15 protein-coding genes and 7 tRNA genes are annotated in these 17,719 nt (G+C 43.0%); 15 read left to right on the top strand and 7 right to left on the bottom strand.

The window, feature by feature from the left end:
* The first annotated feature begins 22 nt into the window (after positions 1-22).
* The 9 genes from NQ536_RS09580 to NQ536_RS09540 all read left to right on the top strand — a co-directional run bounded on the left by NQ536_RS09580 (position 23) and on the right by NQ536_RS09540 (position 10,422).
* On the top strand, positions 23-736 hold the full coding sequence (locus NQ536_RS09580; protein ID WP_004849332.1) for a hypothetical protein: 714 nt from the start codon (positions 23-25) through the stop codon (positions 734-736).
* 44 nt (positions 737-780) lie between these two features.
* A complete protein-coding gene (locus NQ536_RS09575; RefSeq protein WP_022059633.1) occupies positions 781-1,323 on the top strand; it encodes a nitroreductase family protein in 543 nt (180 codons plus the stop codon).
* A 118-nt stretch (positions 1,324-1,441) separates the two neighbouring features.
* A complete protein-coding gene (locus tag NQ536_RS09570) occupies positions 1,442-3,832 on the top strand; it encodes a PEP-utilizing enzyme (RefSeq protein WP_119202389.1) in 2,391 nt (796 codons plus the stop codon).
* Between the two features lie 3 nt (positions 3,833-3,835).
* Complete coding sequence (locus NQ536_RS09565; protein ID WP_004849326.1) at positions 3,836-4,519, top strand: gamma-glutamyl-gamma-aminobutyrate hydrolase family protein; 684 nt, start codon at positions 3,836-3,838, stop codon at positions 4,517-4,519.
* Positions 4,520-4,654: 135 nt separating this feature from the next.
* The gene (locus NQ536_RS09560) at positions 4,655-5,608 is read left to right on the top strand and encodes a hypothetical protein (RefSeq protein ID WP_004849324.1); all 954 of its coding nucleotides are present in this window, start codon (positions 4,655-4,657) and stop codon (positions 5,606-5,608) included.
* 214 nt (positions 5,609-5,822) lie between these two features.
* Positions 5,823-6,503 carry a PspA/IM30 family protein gene (locus tag NQ536_RS09555; RefSeq protein WP_004849320.1) on the top strand — a complete coding sequence of 227 codons (681 nt, stop codon included), beginning with the start codon at positions 5,823-5,825 and terminating at the stop codon, positions 6,501-6,503.
* A 27-nt stretch (positions 6,504-6,530) separates the two neighbouring features.
* Positions 6,531-7,526: an SPFH domain-containing protein gene (locus NQ536_RS09550; protein ID WP_004849318.1), complete on the top strand. Its 996-nt coding sequence runs from the start codon at positions 6,531-6,533 to the stop codon at positions 7,524-7,526.
* Positions 7,527-7,649: 123 nt separating this feature from the next.
* Positions 7,650-9,971, top strand: a complete 2,322-nt coding sequence (pcrA, locus tag NQ536_RS09545) for a DNA helicase PcrA (RefSeq protein ID WP_044997760.1) — start codon at positions 7,650-7,652, stop codon at positions 9,969-9,971.
* A gap of 178 nt (positions 9,972-10,149) precedes the next feature.
* Positions 10,150-10,422: a hypothetical protein gene (locus NQ536_RS09540; protein WP_004849314.1), complete on the top strand. Its 273-nt coding sequence runs from the start codon at positions 10,150-10,152 to the stop codon at positions 10,420-10,422.
* A 116-nt stretch (positions 10,423-10,538) separates the two neighbouring features.
* On the opposite strand, the gene NQ536_RS09535 is transcribed toward NQ536_RS09540, so the two are convergent.
* The 7 genes from NQ536_RS09535 to NQ536_RS09505 form a co-directional block, all read right to left on the bottom strand.
* Positions 10,539-10,618: transfer RNA gene (locus NQ536_RS09535), tRNA-Leu, on the bottom strand.
* 87 nt (positions 10,619-10,705) lie between these two features.
* Positions 10,706-10,778, bottom strand: a tRNA-Lys gene (locus NQ536_RS09530).
* Between the two features lie 22 nt (positions 10,779-10,800).
* Positions 10,801-10,872, bottom strand: a tRNA-Gln gene (locus NQ536_RS09525).
* Between the two features lie 32 nt (positions 10,873-10,904).
* Positions 10,905-10,978 (bottom strand) — tRNA-His (locus tag NQ536_RS09520).
* A gap of 86 nt (positions 10,979-11,064) precedes the next feature.
* A tRNA-Arg gene (locus NQ536_RS09515) sits at positions 11,065-11,138 on the bottom strand.
* A 33-nt stretch (positions 11,139-11,171) separates the two neighbouring features.
* Positions 11,172-11,242: transfer RNA gene (locus NQ536_RS09510), tRNA-Gly, on the bottom strand.
* 30 nt (positions 11,243-11,272) lie between these two features.
* A tRNA-Pro gene (locus NQ536_RS09505) sits at positions 11,273-11,347 on the bottom strand.
* 237 nt (positions 11,348-11,584) lie between these two features.
* On the opposite strand from NQ536_RS09505, the gene NQ536_RS09500 reads away from it, so the two are divergent.
* The 6 genes from NQ536_RS09500 to NQ536_RS09475 all read left to right on the top strand — a co-directional run bounded on the left by NQ536_RS09500 (position 11,585) and on the right by NQ536_RS09475 (position 17,534).
* Positions 11,585-12,529 carry an AEC family transporter gene (locus NQ536_RS09500; protein ID WP_004849311.1) on the top strand — a complete coding sequence of 315 codons (945 nt, stop codon included), beginning with the start codon at positions 11,585-11,587 and terminating at the stop codon, positions 12,527-12,529.
* 54 nt (positions 12,530-12,583) lie between these two features.
* Positions 12,584-13,042, top strand: coding sequence for an Lrp/AsnC family transcriptional regulator (locus NQ536_RS09495; protein WP_004849309.1), 459 nt, complete (start codon positions 12,584-12,586; stop codon positions 13,040-13,042).
* Positions 13,039-13,548 (top strand): shikimate kinase, encoded by a 510-nt coding sequence (locus NQ536_RS09490; protein WP_004849306.1) that lies wholly within the window; start codon positions 13,039-13,041, stop codon positions 13,546-13,548. The genes NQ536_RS09495 and NQ536_RS09490 overlap by 4 nt, the downstream gene beginning before the upstream one ends.
* 121 nt (positions 13,549-13,669) lie before the next feature.
* Positions 13,670-14,635: a calcium/sodium antiporter gene (locus NQ536_RS09485; RefSeq protein ID WP_004849304.1), complete on the top strand. Its 966-nt coding sequence runs from the start codon at positions 13,670-13,672 to the stop codon at positions 14,633-14,635.
* 238 nt (positions 14,636-14,873) lie between these two features.
* Complete coding sequence (locus NQ536_RS09480) at positions 14,874-16,415, top strand: sodium:solute symporter family protein (protein ID WP_022058207.1); 1,542 nt, start codon at positions 14,874-14,876, stop codon at positions 16,413-16,415.
* Between the two features lie 171 nt (positions 16,416-16,586).
* A complete protein-coding gene (locus NQ536_RS09475) occupies positions 16,587-17,534 on the top strand; it encodes a magnesium transporter CorA family protein (RefSeq protein ID WP_022058206.1) in 948 nt (315 codons plus the stop codon).
* Positions 17,535-17,719: the final 185 nt, after the last annotated feature.

Below are 17,719 nucleotides of genomic sequence, written 5' to 3'. Positions count from 1 at the left end.
GCGTAGATCGGAAAGGAATAATATGGAAGATTTATATTTAACCAATAGAGATTACGTGAAGATAAAGAATATGAACCTCATAAGCTATGGCGGCAACCAGAACTGGTCAAAGTCGAAGAAGATGCAGAAGGTGGGATGTGGAGTCATAGCCATGGCAGACCTGACAATGTATCTTGCGGAGCAGAATCCGAATATGATGACTGATGCCATAAGGAAGATAAACAAGCCGAAAGGGCTTTACAATAAGCATGATTATCTGGAGTATGTAAAGTTCTTCTACGTTCACTATGTCATACTTATGATGCACAAAGGAATGCTGGGCATAGCACTCAAACATACGATGAACAGATATTTTATGCTCAACGATATCGGACTCAAGGCAAAATGGAAGATGATGCAGTCCGATGATGCAATGATCAAGGATATAAAGCATCTTATACGCAAGAACAAGCCGGTGATACTGTCTATAGGACCTAACAGATACAATCCATTTGGAAAGAAGGGAATCAGCATGTATGTGGAAAAGGATGGAAACATCAAGACATCCATAAGGGAGAATGTCCATTCACATTATGTTACTGTAACCGGTGTCAGAAATGTAAGAGGAAAGGAATATCTTGTTGTATCTTCCTGGGGAAAGAAGTATTATATAGACTATAGGGAGTACAGAGACTATGTGAACAATATAGGGGACAAGTTTACAAGCGGAATACTGTATATCCAGGGACTTATATAAGTATGAAAAAACAAGATAAAAACAATGCCGATAAGGAGGAAAGTATGGACGCAATTGAATGTATTAAGACGAGAAGAAGTGTGAGAAAATTTACAGATGAGAAGGTGCCGGTTGACGTTGTCAAAGACATAGTTGAGCTTGCATCCTACTCTCCATCATGGAAGAATACACAGGTGATCAGGTATATTCTTGTTGAGGACGAAGCTGTGATCGCCAAGATCGCTGCCGAGGGAGTCATGGACTTCCCGTTGAATCAGAAAACGGTCAGCAGGTCAAAACAGCTCATGGTCATAACAAAGAAGGACGGCATATGTGGATATGAGAAGAACGGAGAGGCCAGCACGAGCAAGGGAAGCGGCTGGGAAATGTTCGATGCCGGTATTGCAACACAGACATTTTGCCTTGCTGCTCATGCAAAAGGTGTTGGAACTGTTATCCTTGGAATATTTGATGATGCCAAGGTTGGAGAGATAGTTGGAATACCTGATGGGCAGACAGTGGCTACAGTTGTAGCCATGGGTTATCCTGCATTTGCACCGGAGATGCCTCCGAGGAAGTCAGTGGATGATCTGTTCACAGTAAGATAACACATAATTAAATACCCAAATTAGAATTGATGTAAGCTGCATTTTAGTATACACTAAGTGCAGCTTTTTTCTTTGAATGTCCGGTGAGGGCAGGTTAAAATCAGAAAGGAGTCCGGAGATGACTGGCGAGATTACTTCAAAAGCGGATGTACTTAAGAATCTGTATGGAAAACTGAAATATTCAAGAATAGAGAAAATGAGGATCGTGACTGGCGGAGAGTTTGAGAGGGATCCGTATAGCATGGCGAAGGATATAGGTGGGGAATTTGGAGCTGGAAAGATCGTGGTGAGAAGTTCGTCTTCCAACGAAGATGGCATGAACACCTCAAATGCCGGGCATTACGAGAGCGTTCTCGGCGTTGATCCGGGAAATCCCGAGGAGGTTATGAGGGCTATCAGAGAGGTGCTTGAATCATACAAATGCGACCTCGATGATGTCACAGATGAGCAGGTGCTTATACAGACTCAGGTCGAAAGTATAAGTTACAGCGGAGTTATATTTTCCAGGGAGCTGAAGAAGAACAGACCGTATTATGCGATAACATACGATGAGGATTCCACAGATGCGGTCACAAGCGGCCGCGGAGGGAAGACAGTATATATATTAAGAAATGCACATGAGGACAGTCTGCCGGAGCACTGGCATGCACTCATAAGGGCGATGAGAGAGCTTGAGGGTGTATTTTCAGATTATCCTATCGACGTTGAATTTGCCGTGGATGAGAAGAATGCTGTGATTATATTTCAGGTGAGACCGCTGGCGGCCAGCATCAGAGCAGAGAAATGTTCCATTTCTGACGAGGAGATATTTGCTGCGGCGGACAGGGCATGCCAAAAATACAGGGAGATAGGCGACCTGCTTGGTGAAAAGAATACGATACTTTCAGATATGGCATTTTGGAATCCGGCTGAGATGATAGGAGAAAATCCGCACCCACTTGACTATTCGCTCTACAGGGAGATCATAACATCCTCCGCGTGGAATCAGGGGCTGAGTTACATAGGGTATAAGGAAGTTGACGGGGATCTTATGTACAAGCTTGGCAACAAGCCGTATATATCGCTTAGAAAGTCATTCCTTGGGCTTATGCCTGATGATGTGGATGACAGGCTGGAGAAAAAACTTCTGGAGTATTACAACAGAAAGCTTATAGCGGATCCGACTGCTCACGACAAGATAGAGTTTGAGATTGCATTTTCAGAGTATGATTTTGCAACGGAGGACAAACTTAGGAAGCTGGAAACACAGGGCTTCACCCGCGAGGAGATACAGGATCTCTCGGACTCTCTGTTTAATCTCACCAACAATGCGATATGCAATTTCAACCGGAACAGGATGAAGGATCTTCGGGCATTAAATGGCCTCAGGGTTCACCGGGAAAATACCAGAAGCAACTGGCTAATGGCACACAATGATGTCATAACACTGCTGCAGTTTTTCGTCCAGCTCATAGAGAGCATCAAGCACTATGGCACACCCAAATTTGCAAGGCAGGCAAGGCTTGCGTTTATCTCAAAGGCTATAAGCAGGTCACTTGTGTATCGTGGATTGTTTACGGACAAGGATATAGATGATTTCATGATGTCAATTTACACAGTGGCATCAGAGTACGATTCTGATTTTCAAGATCTTGTCGATGGACGGATAACCAGGGTGACATTTGACGAAAAATACGGTCATCTGAGATCCGGAACATATGATATAACATGTGATACCTATGCCCACCGCGAGTTCGATCTGTCAAAAGGAAGCGCAGTGGCAAGAAAACAGAGGCAGACAATAGAACAGCTTAAGCATACGTCCCTGGATATGGTAAAGATGCTGGATGCCCTAGAAGATATAGGCTTTTACGTGGAACTTAAAGAATTTGTTGATTTCCTACGCGACTCGATGGAGGAGAGAGAGTATTTCAAATTTGAGTTTACGAAGACACTCAGCCTTGCTATAGACATACTCATAGACATAGGGGATAAGCTTGGAATAGCCAAGGAGGATATGGCTTATCTGGAAGTTACGGATATACAGCTCGCCGTGAGCCAGCCGGCCGGTGAGATAAAGAAAAACTGGCTGAGGATAATAGAGAAGAATAAGAAAGCATTTGAGACAGATTCCATGCTGATATTCCCGGATGTTGTGTACAGCCCGGGGCAGCTTGGATGTATAGAAGTCTGGGAGGCAAGACCGAATTTTATCACCTCAGAATGTGTGACCGGTGAGGTGGTACTTCTTGAGAATTATGAAAATGAAGATCATGAGGATATTGCAGATGTGGCTGGGAAAATAGTGGTTCTCCCAAAAGCAGATCCAGGCTATGACTGGATATTTGCAAAGGGGATAAAAGGATTTATAACCAAGTACGGCGGTGTGGCGTCGCATATGGCGATAAGGTGTGCAGAATTTAACATTCCTGCCGCGATAGGATGTGGCGACTGCATATACAGTTTTGTAGAAAAGCAGATCTGTATAACACTTGACTGTGCAAAGGGGAAGATAATGGAAGGAGAATGACATATGCTGCGCGCACTTATAACACAGAGAGAAGGACATAACATGTATGGCAAATCCACGGATGTTCTGGAGGCTGCATATGTTGAATTCTATGAGAGTATGGGGATAAGGCTTCTGCCAGTATCCAACTTTACGAAGGATTTTGATGCGGTGGTAGACCAGCAGTTTGATCTGCTGATAGTGACCGGGGGCGGAACCCTGCATCCGAGACATTACCTAGAACCGCATAATGCGGAACTGCAGCCAAGACGTGACGCCATGGAGGAACAGCTCATAATGTACTGTGTTCACAACAACATACCGGTGATAGGTGTGTGCAGGGGGATGCAGCATATAAATGCGCTGTTTGGCGGAAAGATATCTTATTCAGCAAGATTTAAAGTCCCGAGACCTAGAGGGGTGGATCATCTGGCTCGGATAGTCAATACGGACAGATATGTCAAGATAAATAATTTCCATAGCGACTGTGTGTATCTTGAGAATATGTCGACTATGTTTTATCCGATAGTGGTCGACGAAGAAAATGAATCTGTGGAGGCTTTCGTGTCACCAGCAATGAGCATACTTGCATTTCAGTGGCATCCGGAGCGTATTTTTGAGAGTGAGGAGGGTAGACTCTTTTCGAGACACCTCATACAGGATTTCCTTGGAATCCCAAGGGATGATGCAAAGCCTGCCATCGATTGACATAAAGCGTGCAATGTTAAGAAATAAATCAAGGGCATTTGTTGAAATGAACTATGAAAGATGCTAGAATAAACTAGTATATATCTATATGATAAAACAGATTATTTACAAAGGCACTATTGCGGAGGCACTATTATGGAGAACGGAAAAGCTAAACAGCTGCTTGATAGAATACAGGATATAGTCGGAGAAGGTCAGAATGTACCATTTGCAGCTGGCAAGGTTTTGGTCAATAAAGAAGAAGTACTTGAGATCGTTGAAGAACTCAAGACAACTATAGATTTGGAACTGAAGGCATATCATGAGATAACTGATAAACGTAGCAAGATAATCAAGGAAGCAGAGCAGGAGGCAGACGAGATAATCGCAGATGCTGAGGAAGCTGCATCTAGAATTAGACTTAGTAAGCCAAGTCCATTATTTGTCGATAGAAAAGTAAAGAGTCTTGGCAAGCAGGACAGACAGGCGCTCAGAACAGCCAACGAGATATATGCTGCATCCATTATATACACCAATGAGATGCTCATGGAGATCAATGAGACTGTCAACCAGGCATACAACATGATAAGCATGGAGAGCGACAGAGTTCTTGAGTCACTCAGAAAGAAGTCTGAAATAATAGAGAACAACAAGAAAGAACTCATGGAAGGTCTTATGGATATGAAGAAGCAGGAGAGATATGCAGACATACTCGAGATAAGCCAGCTTCTTGCAAATGAGCTTTATTATGAGAAGAATCATTCAAAGGAAGAGAGTCATAAGGAAAACAGCGGCGAGCCGGAGATGGTTCAGTGGGAGTTTGACTTTGATGAAAAGAAAGAACAGGAGCCAATCAGAGTAAAGGCGTCAAGGGAGCCGGTCAGAGCGCAGGACATAATGGAGAAGGATTCTTCTATACATGTCATAAGGGACAATGACCCAGATGACAAAAAGAAAAGATTTGGAGACAGGACACCGGTCAGACTTGAGGAGTCCATCACAGACGACAGCGCAAAGGGTGGAGCATCAGAAAATGGCGGAAAGCCTGATTTCAGAATAGGCGGACGTATATCCGATGACTTCGACGATATTAACGACGGAGTTGTATAGGATTTTTAGCACAGATATGATTGTTAATGTTGAATAAGGTGGCGACTGATACTTTACAGGGGGTAACGTGTCTATAAACAGATTATATGATAAAGCAACATTTCGGTCTTTGCATTGAGGATGGAACATATACATCATATAATGATGGTGTCGTCGACAGGAGACAACATTAATATTATATATAACTATTCATTTACAAAGCGGAGGTATAATTATGGGAATTTTAAAGAGATTTAAGGACATCATGTCATCAAACATCAATGCACTTCTTGACAAGGCTGAGGATCCAGAGAAGATGATCGATCAGTATCTTAGAGACCTTCAGGAGGATCTCAGAAAGGTTAAGTCAGAGACAGCAACAGTTATGGCAGAGGAGCAGAGATGCAAGAGACAGTTAGATGAGTGTGATGCTGAGATAGCTAAGATGCAGACATATGCAGAGAAGGCACTTGTTGCCGGCAACGAGGGAGACGCAATGAAGTTCCTCGAGAAGAAGAACCAGCTCACACAGAAACAGGTAGCTCTCCAGCAGGCATATGACGCAGCCGCAGCAAACGCAGCAAAGATGAGACAGATGCATGACAAGCTCACAAAGGATGTCGGTGATCTGAATGCAAGAAAAGAGACAATCAAGGCTAAGGTTCAGGTTGCTAAGACTCAGGAGCGTATGAACAAGATGATGGGCGGTATCGGCGATTCATCAGCTTCTATGGATGCATTTGCAAGAATGGAAGCAAAGGCAGACGCAATGCTTGACAAGGCAAACGCCATGAGCGAGCTTAACTCATCAGCTGCAGATTCAGTTGATGATCTTGCAAGCAAGTACGATGCAGCACCTAATGCTGATGTACAGGATGAGCTTGCAGCACTTAAGGCAAAGATGGGATTACAGTAAATCCTTTTGACAGAGAGGAGCATATAGATGGGATTATTTTCAAATCAGTTTGCAAATGTTGTAGAGTGGGAAGAGTACAGAGATGACGTCATCTTCTGGAAGTGGACCAACAGAGAGATAAAGAAGGACTCAAAGCTTATCATCAAGCCGGGGCAGGATGCTATATTCCTGTATAATGGAGCTGTGGAAGGTATATTTACAGAGTCGGGAAGCTATACTATTGATTCACAGATCATACCATTCCTTTCAACACTTAAGGGATTCAAGTTTGGTTTCAATTCAGGACTTCGCGCAGAGGTGCTGTTTGTAAATACAAAGGAATTTACATGTAACTGGGGAACCAGTTCGCCTATCAGACTTCAGGCTCCTGGACTTCCTGGTGGACTTCCGGTAAGATCAAATGGTAAGTTCTCATTCAAGATAGACGACTACAATGTTCTTATTGAGAAGGTTGCCGGTATCAAGCAGCAGTTTACTGTTGATGATATAAGAGATCGTATCAGAGGCATTCTGGATGGCCTTCTCATGAAGTGGATAACAAAGGTTGGAGGGGATGTATTCAACCTCATGGCAAACTCGGTTGATATAGCTAAGGGTATCAAGGAAGATTTGGACATGGAGCTTCTGGGAATCGGACTCACCATCACAGATTTCAGAATTAGTGAGTTTACATATCCGGAGAACATACAGAAACGTGCGGATCAGGCTGCTGAGTATTCAATGATTGGGGATATGAATAGATTCCAGCAGGTCAATATGGTTGATTCCATGGCAAGGGGTGGCCATGCGGGAACAGCCGGAAGCAATGCAACGGATATGGCGAATGCCATGGTAGGAATGCAGATGGGAATGGCGATGGCCAATCAGATGGCAGGAACAATGAACCAGATGAATAATCAGATGAATAATCAGATGGGCGGCCAGGCAGCAGGAAATGGTGTTGCACCGAAGTTCTGCCCGAACTGTGGACAGCCGACAAACGGAGCTAAGTTCTGTGGTAACTGCGGAACAAAGCTTGTGTAGGCGGCAGATAAATAATAATATATTCATTTGCAAATAAACGCTGTTATGTTATACTGAACAGATGAAATAAAACATATGTTTGGTATATACATAATGGCGTTTTTTATTTATACAGGAGGAATTATGGCAGGACTTAATGATATGCAGCAGCAGGCTTGTGAGCATGTGGATGGACCACTTCTCATACTTGCCGGTGCAGGAAGCGGAAAGACACGAGTGATAACACACAGGGTTGCCTATCTCATGGATCATGAGGGGGTGAATCCTCTTAATATACTGGCTATAACATTTACAAACAAAGCGGCCAGAGAGATGAGAGACAGAGTTGATCTGATAGTTGGTGAGGGTGCAGACCGTGTATGGGTGAGTACATTTCATTCTCTTTGCGTCAGGATACTCAGAAGATATGCAGATAAGATCGGATATGAAAAGAATTTTGATATATATGATTCTGATGATCAGAAGAGTACAGTCAAGAGTATATTGAAGGATTTTCAGATAGATCCTAAGAGATATCCCGAAAAGATGTTTATGAGTGAGATATCAAAGGCGAAGGAGAAGTATATGTCTCCTGATGAATTTGCGCGCAGAAATGCCGCGGACTATGCGGCTACCAAGGTGGCGGAGGTGTACACGGAATATCAGGGAAGACTCAAGAAGAACAATGCCATGGACTTTGATGATCTCATATATAAGACGGTGGAGCTGTTTGAGCATAATCCGGACGTCCTCGATACATATCAGAACAGATTCAGATACATCATGGTGGATGAGTATCAGGATACAAACCATATCCAGTTCCTGATGGTGAAGATGCTTGCGAGAAAGTACAGGAATCTCTGCGTGGTGGGTGATGACGATCAGTCTATATACAAGTTCAGAGGCGCGAATATAACCAATATACTCAACTTTGAGAAGGAGTATGAGGATGCAAAGGTCATAAAGCTGGAACAGAACTACAGATCGTGCGGCAATATTCTGGCGGCTGCAAATGCTGTCATACAGCACAATGAGGGCAGAAAAGATAAGGCGCTTTGGACAGATCAGGATGCTGGAGAGAAGATATCGTTTGATCAGTGCGATACGGAGTATGCGGAGGGAGATCTGGTTGCCAGCCGTATAAAGACGCTTGTAAGGCAAGGTGTTGGCTACAGGGATATAGCCATACTCTACAGAACAAATGCCCAGTCCCGTGTGCTCGGTGAGAAGATGGTGTATGCCAACATTCCATATAGAGTGTATGGCGGCACGAATTTCTATGCGAGAAAAGAGATAAAGGATGTGCTTGCGTATCTCAAGGTTATAAACAATACCACGGATAATCTCTATTTTAGAAGAGTGGTAAATGTGCCAAAGCGAGGGATAGGTGAGGCTAGCCTCAGCAAGGTGGAATCATTTGCGGATGCATATGGACTGTCAATGATGGATGCCGCAGCAAGGGCTGATGAGATACCAGGAATGGCGGTGAAAACCTCCGGAAAGATAAAGCAGTTTGCAACGCTTATACAGTCTTTCCGGGATATGCTGCAGGACGGTGAGAGCCTAGATGCTGTGTATGACAGGATTCTTGAGGATACGGGCTATGAGTCGGAACTCATAGCAGAGCATACAGAGGAATCAATGACAAGACTTGAGAATATAGATGAACTCCGGAATAAAGTAGTGGAATTTGTTGACGAGAATGAGGAGGCTGGACTGAGCGAATTCCTTGAGGAAATTGCGCTGGTGTCAGATCTTGATTCCATGTCGGAAGATGACAACCAGGTGAAGCTCATGACTCTTCACAGTGCAAAGGGACTGGAGTTCCCGTATGTGTTTATATGCGGAATGGAAGACAGGGTATTCCCTAGTGGAATGGCGTTAAATTCAGACGATCCTGACGCACTTGAGGAGGAGAGGAGACTTTGCTATGTGGGAATCACAAGGGCGATGAAGAAACTGTATCTGAGCGCGGCTAGAGAGCGAATGATGCATGGTAACCGTATCAGCAGTGATGTGTCCAGATTCATAAGGGAGATTCCGCCACTGCTGTTTGAACATGAAGCGGATATGAGAAACATGGCAAAGAGAAGAGAGACGGAATCGGTGGACAGGTACAACAGAGGAGACTTATACAGCGACAGCTCATATGGCAGCTCATATAACTATAAGCCGAGAACCCCTGGAAAAGAATATGGACAGAAGAATCCATATAGCAGCTATGCAAGACAGAAATCCTATGGCCAGCCGTCGACACAGCCGGCATTTGGCAAAGCCTTTGTTGTAAGTGCATCTGGAAAGCCTGATTATGAGGTTGGAGACAGAGTCAGACATATCAAGTTTGGTGTGGGAACTGTAGAAAACCTTGAGAAGGGCGACAAGGATTACGAGGTTACTGTGAACTTTGACAGATGCGGAGTAAGAAAAATGTTTGCTTCGTTTGCCAAATTAAAGAAAAGTGAATAATCTTACACCGCTGGTATAATGTCAGATTTATTTATAAATTATATATAGAAATAATGGATGGTGTATGATATAATTTTTTACAGGTATTGGAAGACTTAGACAGTATGTTTTATCTTTCAAATCAATATAATATCATAATGAAACCCATTGTAGGGTTAAGAAAGGGTGGATTGTAACGATGAAGAGTAATGACGTAATTTTAGTTAAGGGCGACGCAACAGAGGAGAAGGCAAAAAGCACATTATTTGTGATCCTTGTTATCATTGGAGCTGTTGCAGCTATCGCAGGTATTGCATATGCAGTATATTCATATCTCACTCCGGATTTCCTCGATGACTTCGATGATGATTTCGATGATGACTTCGATGATGATTTCTTCGATGACGAGGAAGATGAGGTTGAGGCTCCTGCTCCAGAGGCAGCAGCAGATGTTACAGCTGATGCAGAGTAATAGCGATATCAGTTTTGATAAGAGATAAAAATAACTGCTATCCGACAGGGTAGCAGTTATTTTTGTGCCTAAAATGGGTAGGCTTGATTTGGGTAGGGAAAATGAATAATAAAAAATGCGGATAACAGGAATCGAACCTGCACCCCGAAGGACTAGATCCTAAGTCTAGCGCGTCTGCCAGTTCCGCCATATCCGCATGTATAAATTATATGATTATAGATAAATATATAGTATGCTGTTTATTTGTAAAATAAAAATAACCCTTCACGTAAGAAGGGGAAAGTGAGCCATCGGGGACTCGAACCCCGGACAACTTGATTAAAAGTCAAGTGCTCTACCGCCTGAGCTAATGGCCCAAATATACTTGGACTTTAATAACTGGGCTAGCTGGATTCGAACCAGCGAATGCAGGAGTCAAAGTCCTGTGCCTTACCGCTTGGCGATAACCCAATAGCATCGCTAATATTCGCGATAAAGAATAGGGTGGATAGAGGGACTCGAACCCTCGGCCTCCAGAGCCACAATCTGGCGCGCTAGCCAACTGCGCCATACCCACCATAGGCTTATATAAATTACACCTAAGTGCAATTTTATAAAAATATATCTTAGCTTGCTAAAAGAGTAGTAGCTAAGATACAAAAGTGTGCCCGAAGGGATTCGAACCCCCGACCCACGGCTTAGAAGGCCGTTGCTCTATCCAGCTGAGCTACGGACACGTACCAATTCCCGCTATATTAGCGAAAATAAAGAGCGGGTGATGGGAATCGAACCCACGTATCTAGCTTGGAAGGCTAGTGTTCTACCATTGAACTACACCCGCATAATGCTTAACAGTGTTTTGGTTTGAAAGTCGGGGTGACAGGATTCGAACCTGCGACCTCTTGATCCCAAATCAAGCGCTCTAGCCAAGCTGAGCCACACCCCGTTAGTCCTTTGCGACCAACGCAAAACCTATTATATACTAGTCAGTTTTGTTTGTCAACAACTTTTTTTATTTTTTTTTGATTTCTTTCGAAAACGTTTTGAAAATAATTGGCTGTTGTGTTATATTGAATCAGGCATTATTGCCTGTTCATCAAACCGACTTTTGCATTATATGCATTATAGGGGAAAATGTCAATAGGTATTTTGAAAAAATTTTAATTTGTGAGGTCGTAAGATAATGAGTAACTTTGTTTTTAGTATAAACGCGACGATACCGATATTTCTGGTGATACTTCTGGGGTGGTTTCTTATGAAGATACATCTCATAACGGAAGAGTTTGCTAATGTAGCAAACAAATACGTATTCAAAGTTGCTCTTCCTGTTTTGCTGTTCCGGGATATAGCTACAACATCCATATTGGATGATCTGAATATAAGGTTTGTCCTTTTCTGTTTTTTTGGAACGATAATAATGTTTGGGCTTGTATGGTTGTTCGCGTTGATCTATTGCAAAGACAGATCCATGGTGGGAGCATTTGTTCAGGGGGCAGCCAGAGGAAGTGCTGCGGTGCTTGGCGTTGCATTTGTTGAAAATATATGTGGCAACTCGGGGATGGCACCACTCATGATAGTGGCGGCAGTGCCGATGTATAATGTCATATCTGTCATAGCACTCACATTTGGAGGAAATGACAGGCAGAGAGGAACTGCAGGAATAAAGAAGGCGTTTATCAATATATTGAAGAATCCGATCATAATCGGAATTGTTCTCGGAGTTCCATTTTCAGTATTTGACATACCTATCCCGGCAATTCCGCTCAGAACGATAGGATACATAGCGCAGACGGCAACGCCGATAGCACTCATAGCAATAGGAGCGGGATTTGACTCTCAGCAGGCGATAACAAGACTTAAGCCTTCTTTGATTGCAACAGTGATAAAGCTGGTGATACTGCCGATAATATTTTTACCGGCAGCCATTTGGATGGGATTTGATTCTAGTGAGATCGTGGCGATACTCATCATGGTGGGAGCTCCTGCAACGGTTTCCGGCTACATAATGGCAAAGAACATGGATAATGATTATGTCCTGTCGTCAAATATAATCGTTATATCCACATTATTGTCATCTGTAACGTTGACTATGTGGGTGTTTGTGTTAAAATGTTTGGGAGCGATTTAATAGAGATAAAGAGGATCACATATCCTCATAAATTTTTTTACAGAGGTTGGATGAATGGATAATATTGATTACAAGATACTGGGGTGCCTGAAGAAGAATGCCAGACTGACAGCGTCATCTATCAGTGAAGAAATCAATCTCTCTGTCTCGGCGGTGATAGAGAGGATAAGAAAGATGGAGAGCAGCGGAGTCATAAAAGGGTATACGATCGAGGTTGATCAGAAAAAACTCGGCAATGAGATGGTTGCCATTATGGAGGTTAGATTAAAACATCCAAAGTATTATGATGAATTTGCTCAGCTTATACAGACAAATGACAGTATTGTCGCGTGTTTCTATATGACGGGGGATTTTGATTTTATACTTAAGATAGTGACAGATTCTGCAGCTGGACTGGATGAGGTGTACAGATTTGTAAAAGGATACGAGGGAGTGTCCGCAACGGAGACACATTTTGTGTTAAAGACGCTGAAGGATGAGGTATCAGTTATACCGGAGGTAAAGAAACAATGAACAATATAGTATTGACAGGAATGCCGGGAGCTGGGAAAAGCACGATAGGCGTACTGCTTGCAAAGGTTTTAGGTTACAAATTCGTCGATGCGGATATACTTATTCAGGACAGTCAGGGTATGTTGCTTAGAGAGATAATAGCAAAGTATGGTGACGAAGGTTTCCTAAAGATAGAGAATGATGTAAACAAGGGGATAACGGAGCAGCATATGGTTATAGCTACAGGCGGCAGTGCGGTGTACTGCAGGGAGGCTATGGAGAAGTATATGGCGGAGGATATGGTCATATACATCAACCTTCCGTACGAGGAAATCGCAAACAGACTTGGAAATATAAAGAGAAGGGGAGTTGTACTCAAGACTGGACAGACATTGAAGGATCTGTATGACGAGAGGACAAAGCTCTATGAGAAATATTGCCATATCAATATCAAGGCGGATGGTCTTGGAATTGAGGAATTGCTCGACAGTGTTGCGGGAATGATAATGGTACGAAGAGAGCTTTAAGCGTTTACGCGTAACATAATGAGCTAAAGAATCTAATTAAAGAATATAAAGAAAAATAGAACGAATAATAAAATGAGAAAAATATAGATAAAGAAATTAGTTAATTGTAAGGGGATAGTGTATGGAGATATTAAAAATGTTAGGTCAGATACTGTTGTTGGTGCTCGGCTTTGTGTTTATGATAAAGGGCGCGGATATATTTGTGGACGGTGCATCCAAGATAGCGGTAAAGTGTAATATTCCAGAGATGGTAGTAGGCCTTACCATAGTAGCGATGGGCACAAGTGCTCCAGAGGCGGCAGTCAGCATAAAAGCGGCATTATCGCCAGAGGGGGCCGGGATCACCGTTGGAAATGTACTTGGAAGCAATATAATAAATATACTGGTAATCCTTGGAGTCACAGCACTTATTGCAGCACTCCCTATAAAGAAAAATACGCTCAGAATAGATATACCATTTGTAATTGCTGCATCTATCATGATACTTGGCATGGGTTATTTTGACGGTGTGCTCAGCAGACTTGAGGGCGTGATATTCTATATCGTGTTTATCATATTCCTTGTATATCTGGTTATCAGTGCAAAAAAAGGAAATAGTGAGAGTGATTCTATAGTGATTACGGAGAAGGATAAGGCACCGAGACTTATATTGTTCATAATCATAGGATTGGCACTTGTTGTGGTTGGAAGTAACTTTACTGTAAATGCAGCGTCATATATAGCCGGCAAGTTAGGCATGACAGAGAGACTTATAGGACTCACCATCGTGGCATTTGGTACATCTCTTCCGGAGCTTGTGACATCATGTACAGCAGCAAAGAAGGGGCAGACAGATATAGCCATAGGCAACATAGTTGGAAGCAATATATTCAACATACTTTTCGTTGCCGGAACTACGATGCTCATAACTCCGGTGCAGTTTGAGAAGAATTTCCTTGTGGACGGCATCATGGCAATAGTCGCAGCTGTACTTCTCTGGGTATGCAGCGCTAGAAAGAAGAAACTCACCAAGCCGGGCGGAATAGTGATGCTGGCTGTGTATGCGGTATATTTTGCTTATATTATGTACAAGAATTATATGTCGTAGATATCAAATAAATGGGGACAGCCTTATATGTGATGATTATGAACCGGAAGAGTTAGATTAAAAAAATACAGCGTGCAGTGATTGATATGCACGCTGCATTTTTTTGTGGATATTTCTTGACTATGTTAGGGGTATAACTTATAATCAGATGTAGCAATTTAAACCGCAAAACTTTAAAGTTGATACACTTCAACGCAATAAAGCAAAAGGCGGACAAAAAATGTATTGGGAGGATACTATGGTACTCAAAGTTATTATGCTTGTTGTTTTCTTTGCAATTATGCTGGGAGTTGGATTTTACTCAAGAAAACACACAAAAGATGTGAATGGATTTGTTCTTGGCGGCAGAAGCGTTGGCCCATGGCTCACGGCATTTGCCTATGGAACATCTTATTTTTCGGCGGTCATATTCATCGGATATGCTGGACAGTTTGGATGGAAGTATGGAATTGCATCCACATGGATAGGAATTGGAAACGCGCTGCTCGGTTCGCTGGTGGCATGGGTAGTTCTTGGAAGACGTACAAGGCTTCTCACACAGGAGCTTGACACTAGAACTATGCCGGAGTTTTTCGAGAAGAGATATTCCAGCAAATCACTGAAGCTGTTCTCGTCGGTCATCATTTTTATATTCCTGATACCTTACACTGCATCTTTGTACAACGGACTTTCCAGATTGTTTGGAATGGCGTTCAATGTTGATTATAAGATTTGCGTTATCGTAATGGCTGCACTTACAGGTATATATGTAATTGTTGGAGGATACATGGCGACGGCCATCAATGACTTTATTCAGGGGCTTATCATGCTGGTGGGCATCGTTGCAGTTATATATGCAGTACTGAACAATTATGGAGGACTCACAGGAGCACTTGACAGTCTTGCAAGGATAAATGATCCTGCGGTGTCAGATACCCCAGGGGTGTTTGCGTCATTCTTAGGACCTGATGTGTTCAATCTGTTCTGCGTTGTCGTGCTGACTTCGCTTGGAACATGGGGACTTCCACAGATGGTACAGAAGTTCTATGCTATCAAGGATGAGAGATCAATCAAGACAGGTACGGTTGTATCGACTCTATTTGCTATCATAGTTGCCGGTGGATGTTACTTCCTCGGTGGTTTTGGAAGATTGACAGGAACCGATGTTGCTGTAGAGGGATTCGATGCCATCATTCCGCATCTGCTTGAGAAACTCCCTGCAGCCCTTATGGGACTTGTGGTCATACTGGTGCTCTCAGCATCTATGTCCACACTTTCTTCGCTGGTCCTTACATCCAGCTCAACTCTCACCATCGACTTTATAAAGCCGGTCATTGCTCCTAAGATGGGTGAGAAGAAACAGATATTTGTCATGAGAATCATGCTTGTTATGTTTGTTGCTGTATCGGCTGTTATTGCCATCGTGCAGTACTCAAGCAGGATCACATTCATAGCACAGCTCATGGGCGTTTCATGGGGCGCTATAGCAGGTGCGTTCCTTGCACCGTTCCTGTATGGTTTATACTGGAAGAAGACAACAGTTGCAGCGTGTTGGACATGTTTTGTATGGGGAACAGGAATCATGACGTTGAACTTTATAAGCAACACATGGGGATTGTTCAAATTCCCATCAGTGATGCAGTCACCTATTAACTGTGGTGCGGTTGCAATGGTGGGCGGTCTCATCATAGTTCCTATTGTGAGCTTGTTCACGAAGAAGCCTGACCAGAAGAAGGTCGAGGATGCCTTCTCGTGTTACGAGGAGACGGTTACAGTAGCCCACAGAAAGGCACTTGATTAGCGTCGGATACAAATGCGTGTGGACGCGGTATAAACGTCGGAACATATACATAGATATTACACGGCCTTTACATAAAACTTTGTTGAAAGGCCGTGTTTTTTATGTTAATATTATCAGGCGGTATTGTGCATTTGAGACATGCTGTAATCTATGTGGCAGGAGGCGCAGGAAATGATCACACTGTACAGAACAGATGACAGAATTTTGAGTGAAATACAGGAATATGGTCCTGGAGCCTGGATAGTGATGACAAAGCCGACCATAGATGAGAGCAAGAGCATAGCCGAGAGATTTGAGATAGATCTGGCGGATGTAAGAGCTGCCTTGGATGATGAGGAGAGCTCGCGTGTTCAGGTGGAGGACAACTACACACTGATAATCGTGGATATCCCTTCTATAGAGATAAGAAATGAGAGAGAGGCATATACCACAATCCCTCTTGGTATCATACTTGTTGCAGACTGTATCATCACCATATGTGCTGAGGAGACGCCTGTGCTTGAGGCGTTCATGGAAGGCAAGGTGAGAGAATTTAGTACCAAGAAGAGGATGAGGTTCATGTATCAGATACTCTACAGAAACTGTACAACATATCAGTATTATCTGAGAGTCATGGATAGAAGAAGAACGCTCATAGAGCAGCGTATCCAGGATGAGACTGAGGATACAGATCTCATAGATCTTCATGAGCTGGAGTCCAACCTTGTATACTTCGCTACGTCACTGAGAGCGAACGGGGTAGTCCTCGACAAGCTGACCAGATATGGTAGGATCAAGCAGTATCCGGAGGATAAGGAATTGCTTGACGACGTTTTGGTGGAGAATAAGCAGGCTATAGAGATGACACAGATATACAGAGATATCATAAGTGGTACGAGGGAGCTCATGACTACGATTATCAACAACAGATTGAACAATGCCATGAAGTTCCTTGCAGCTATAACCATTGTCATGGCTGTACCAACAGTTATATCGGGTGTGTATGGAATGAATGTGGGCACAAAGTGGATGCCGTTTGCAAATGTACCGTATGGCTTTGAGATAGTGTGCGGTATAATACTCGTTATAAGTATTGTGATAGCCTTGATATTGAAGAAAAAGAAGATGCTCAAGCAGTAGGAAGAGCTGCTCAAGCAGTGGGAAACTGATAAACAGGAAAGCAAATGTGCTGAAATGCTGGCACATAGCTTCAAAGATAATATATATGTATAAATGCATTATTGTATTTAGGTGATTATGAAAACGGGAACTGTGAGAACAGCTCCCGTTTTGATTTTTTTGTTTGTGTAACAAGCTGAAAACGC

This window comes from Coprococcus eutactus (assembly GCF_025149915.1).
In the GTDB taxonomy this organism is placed as follows: Bacteria; Bacillota; Clostridia; order Lachnospirales; family Lachnospiraceae; genus Coprococcus; species Coprococcus eutactus.
The sequence above is the reverse complement of the archived record's forward strand: the minus strand, read 5'-3'. Positions and strand labels throughout refer to the sequence as shown.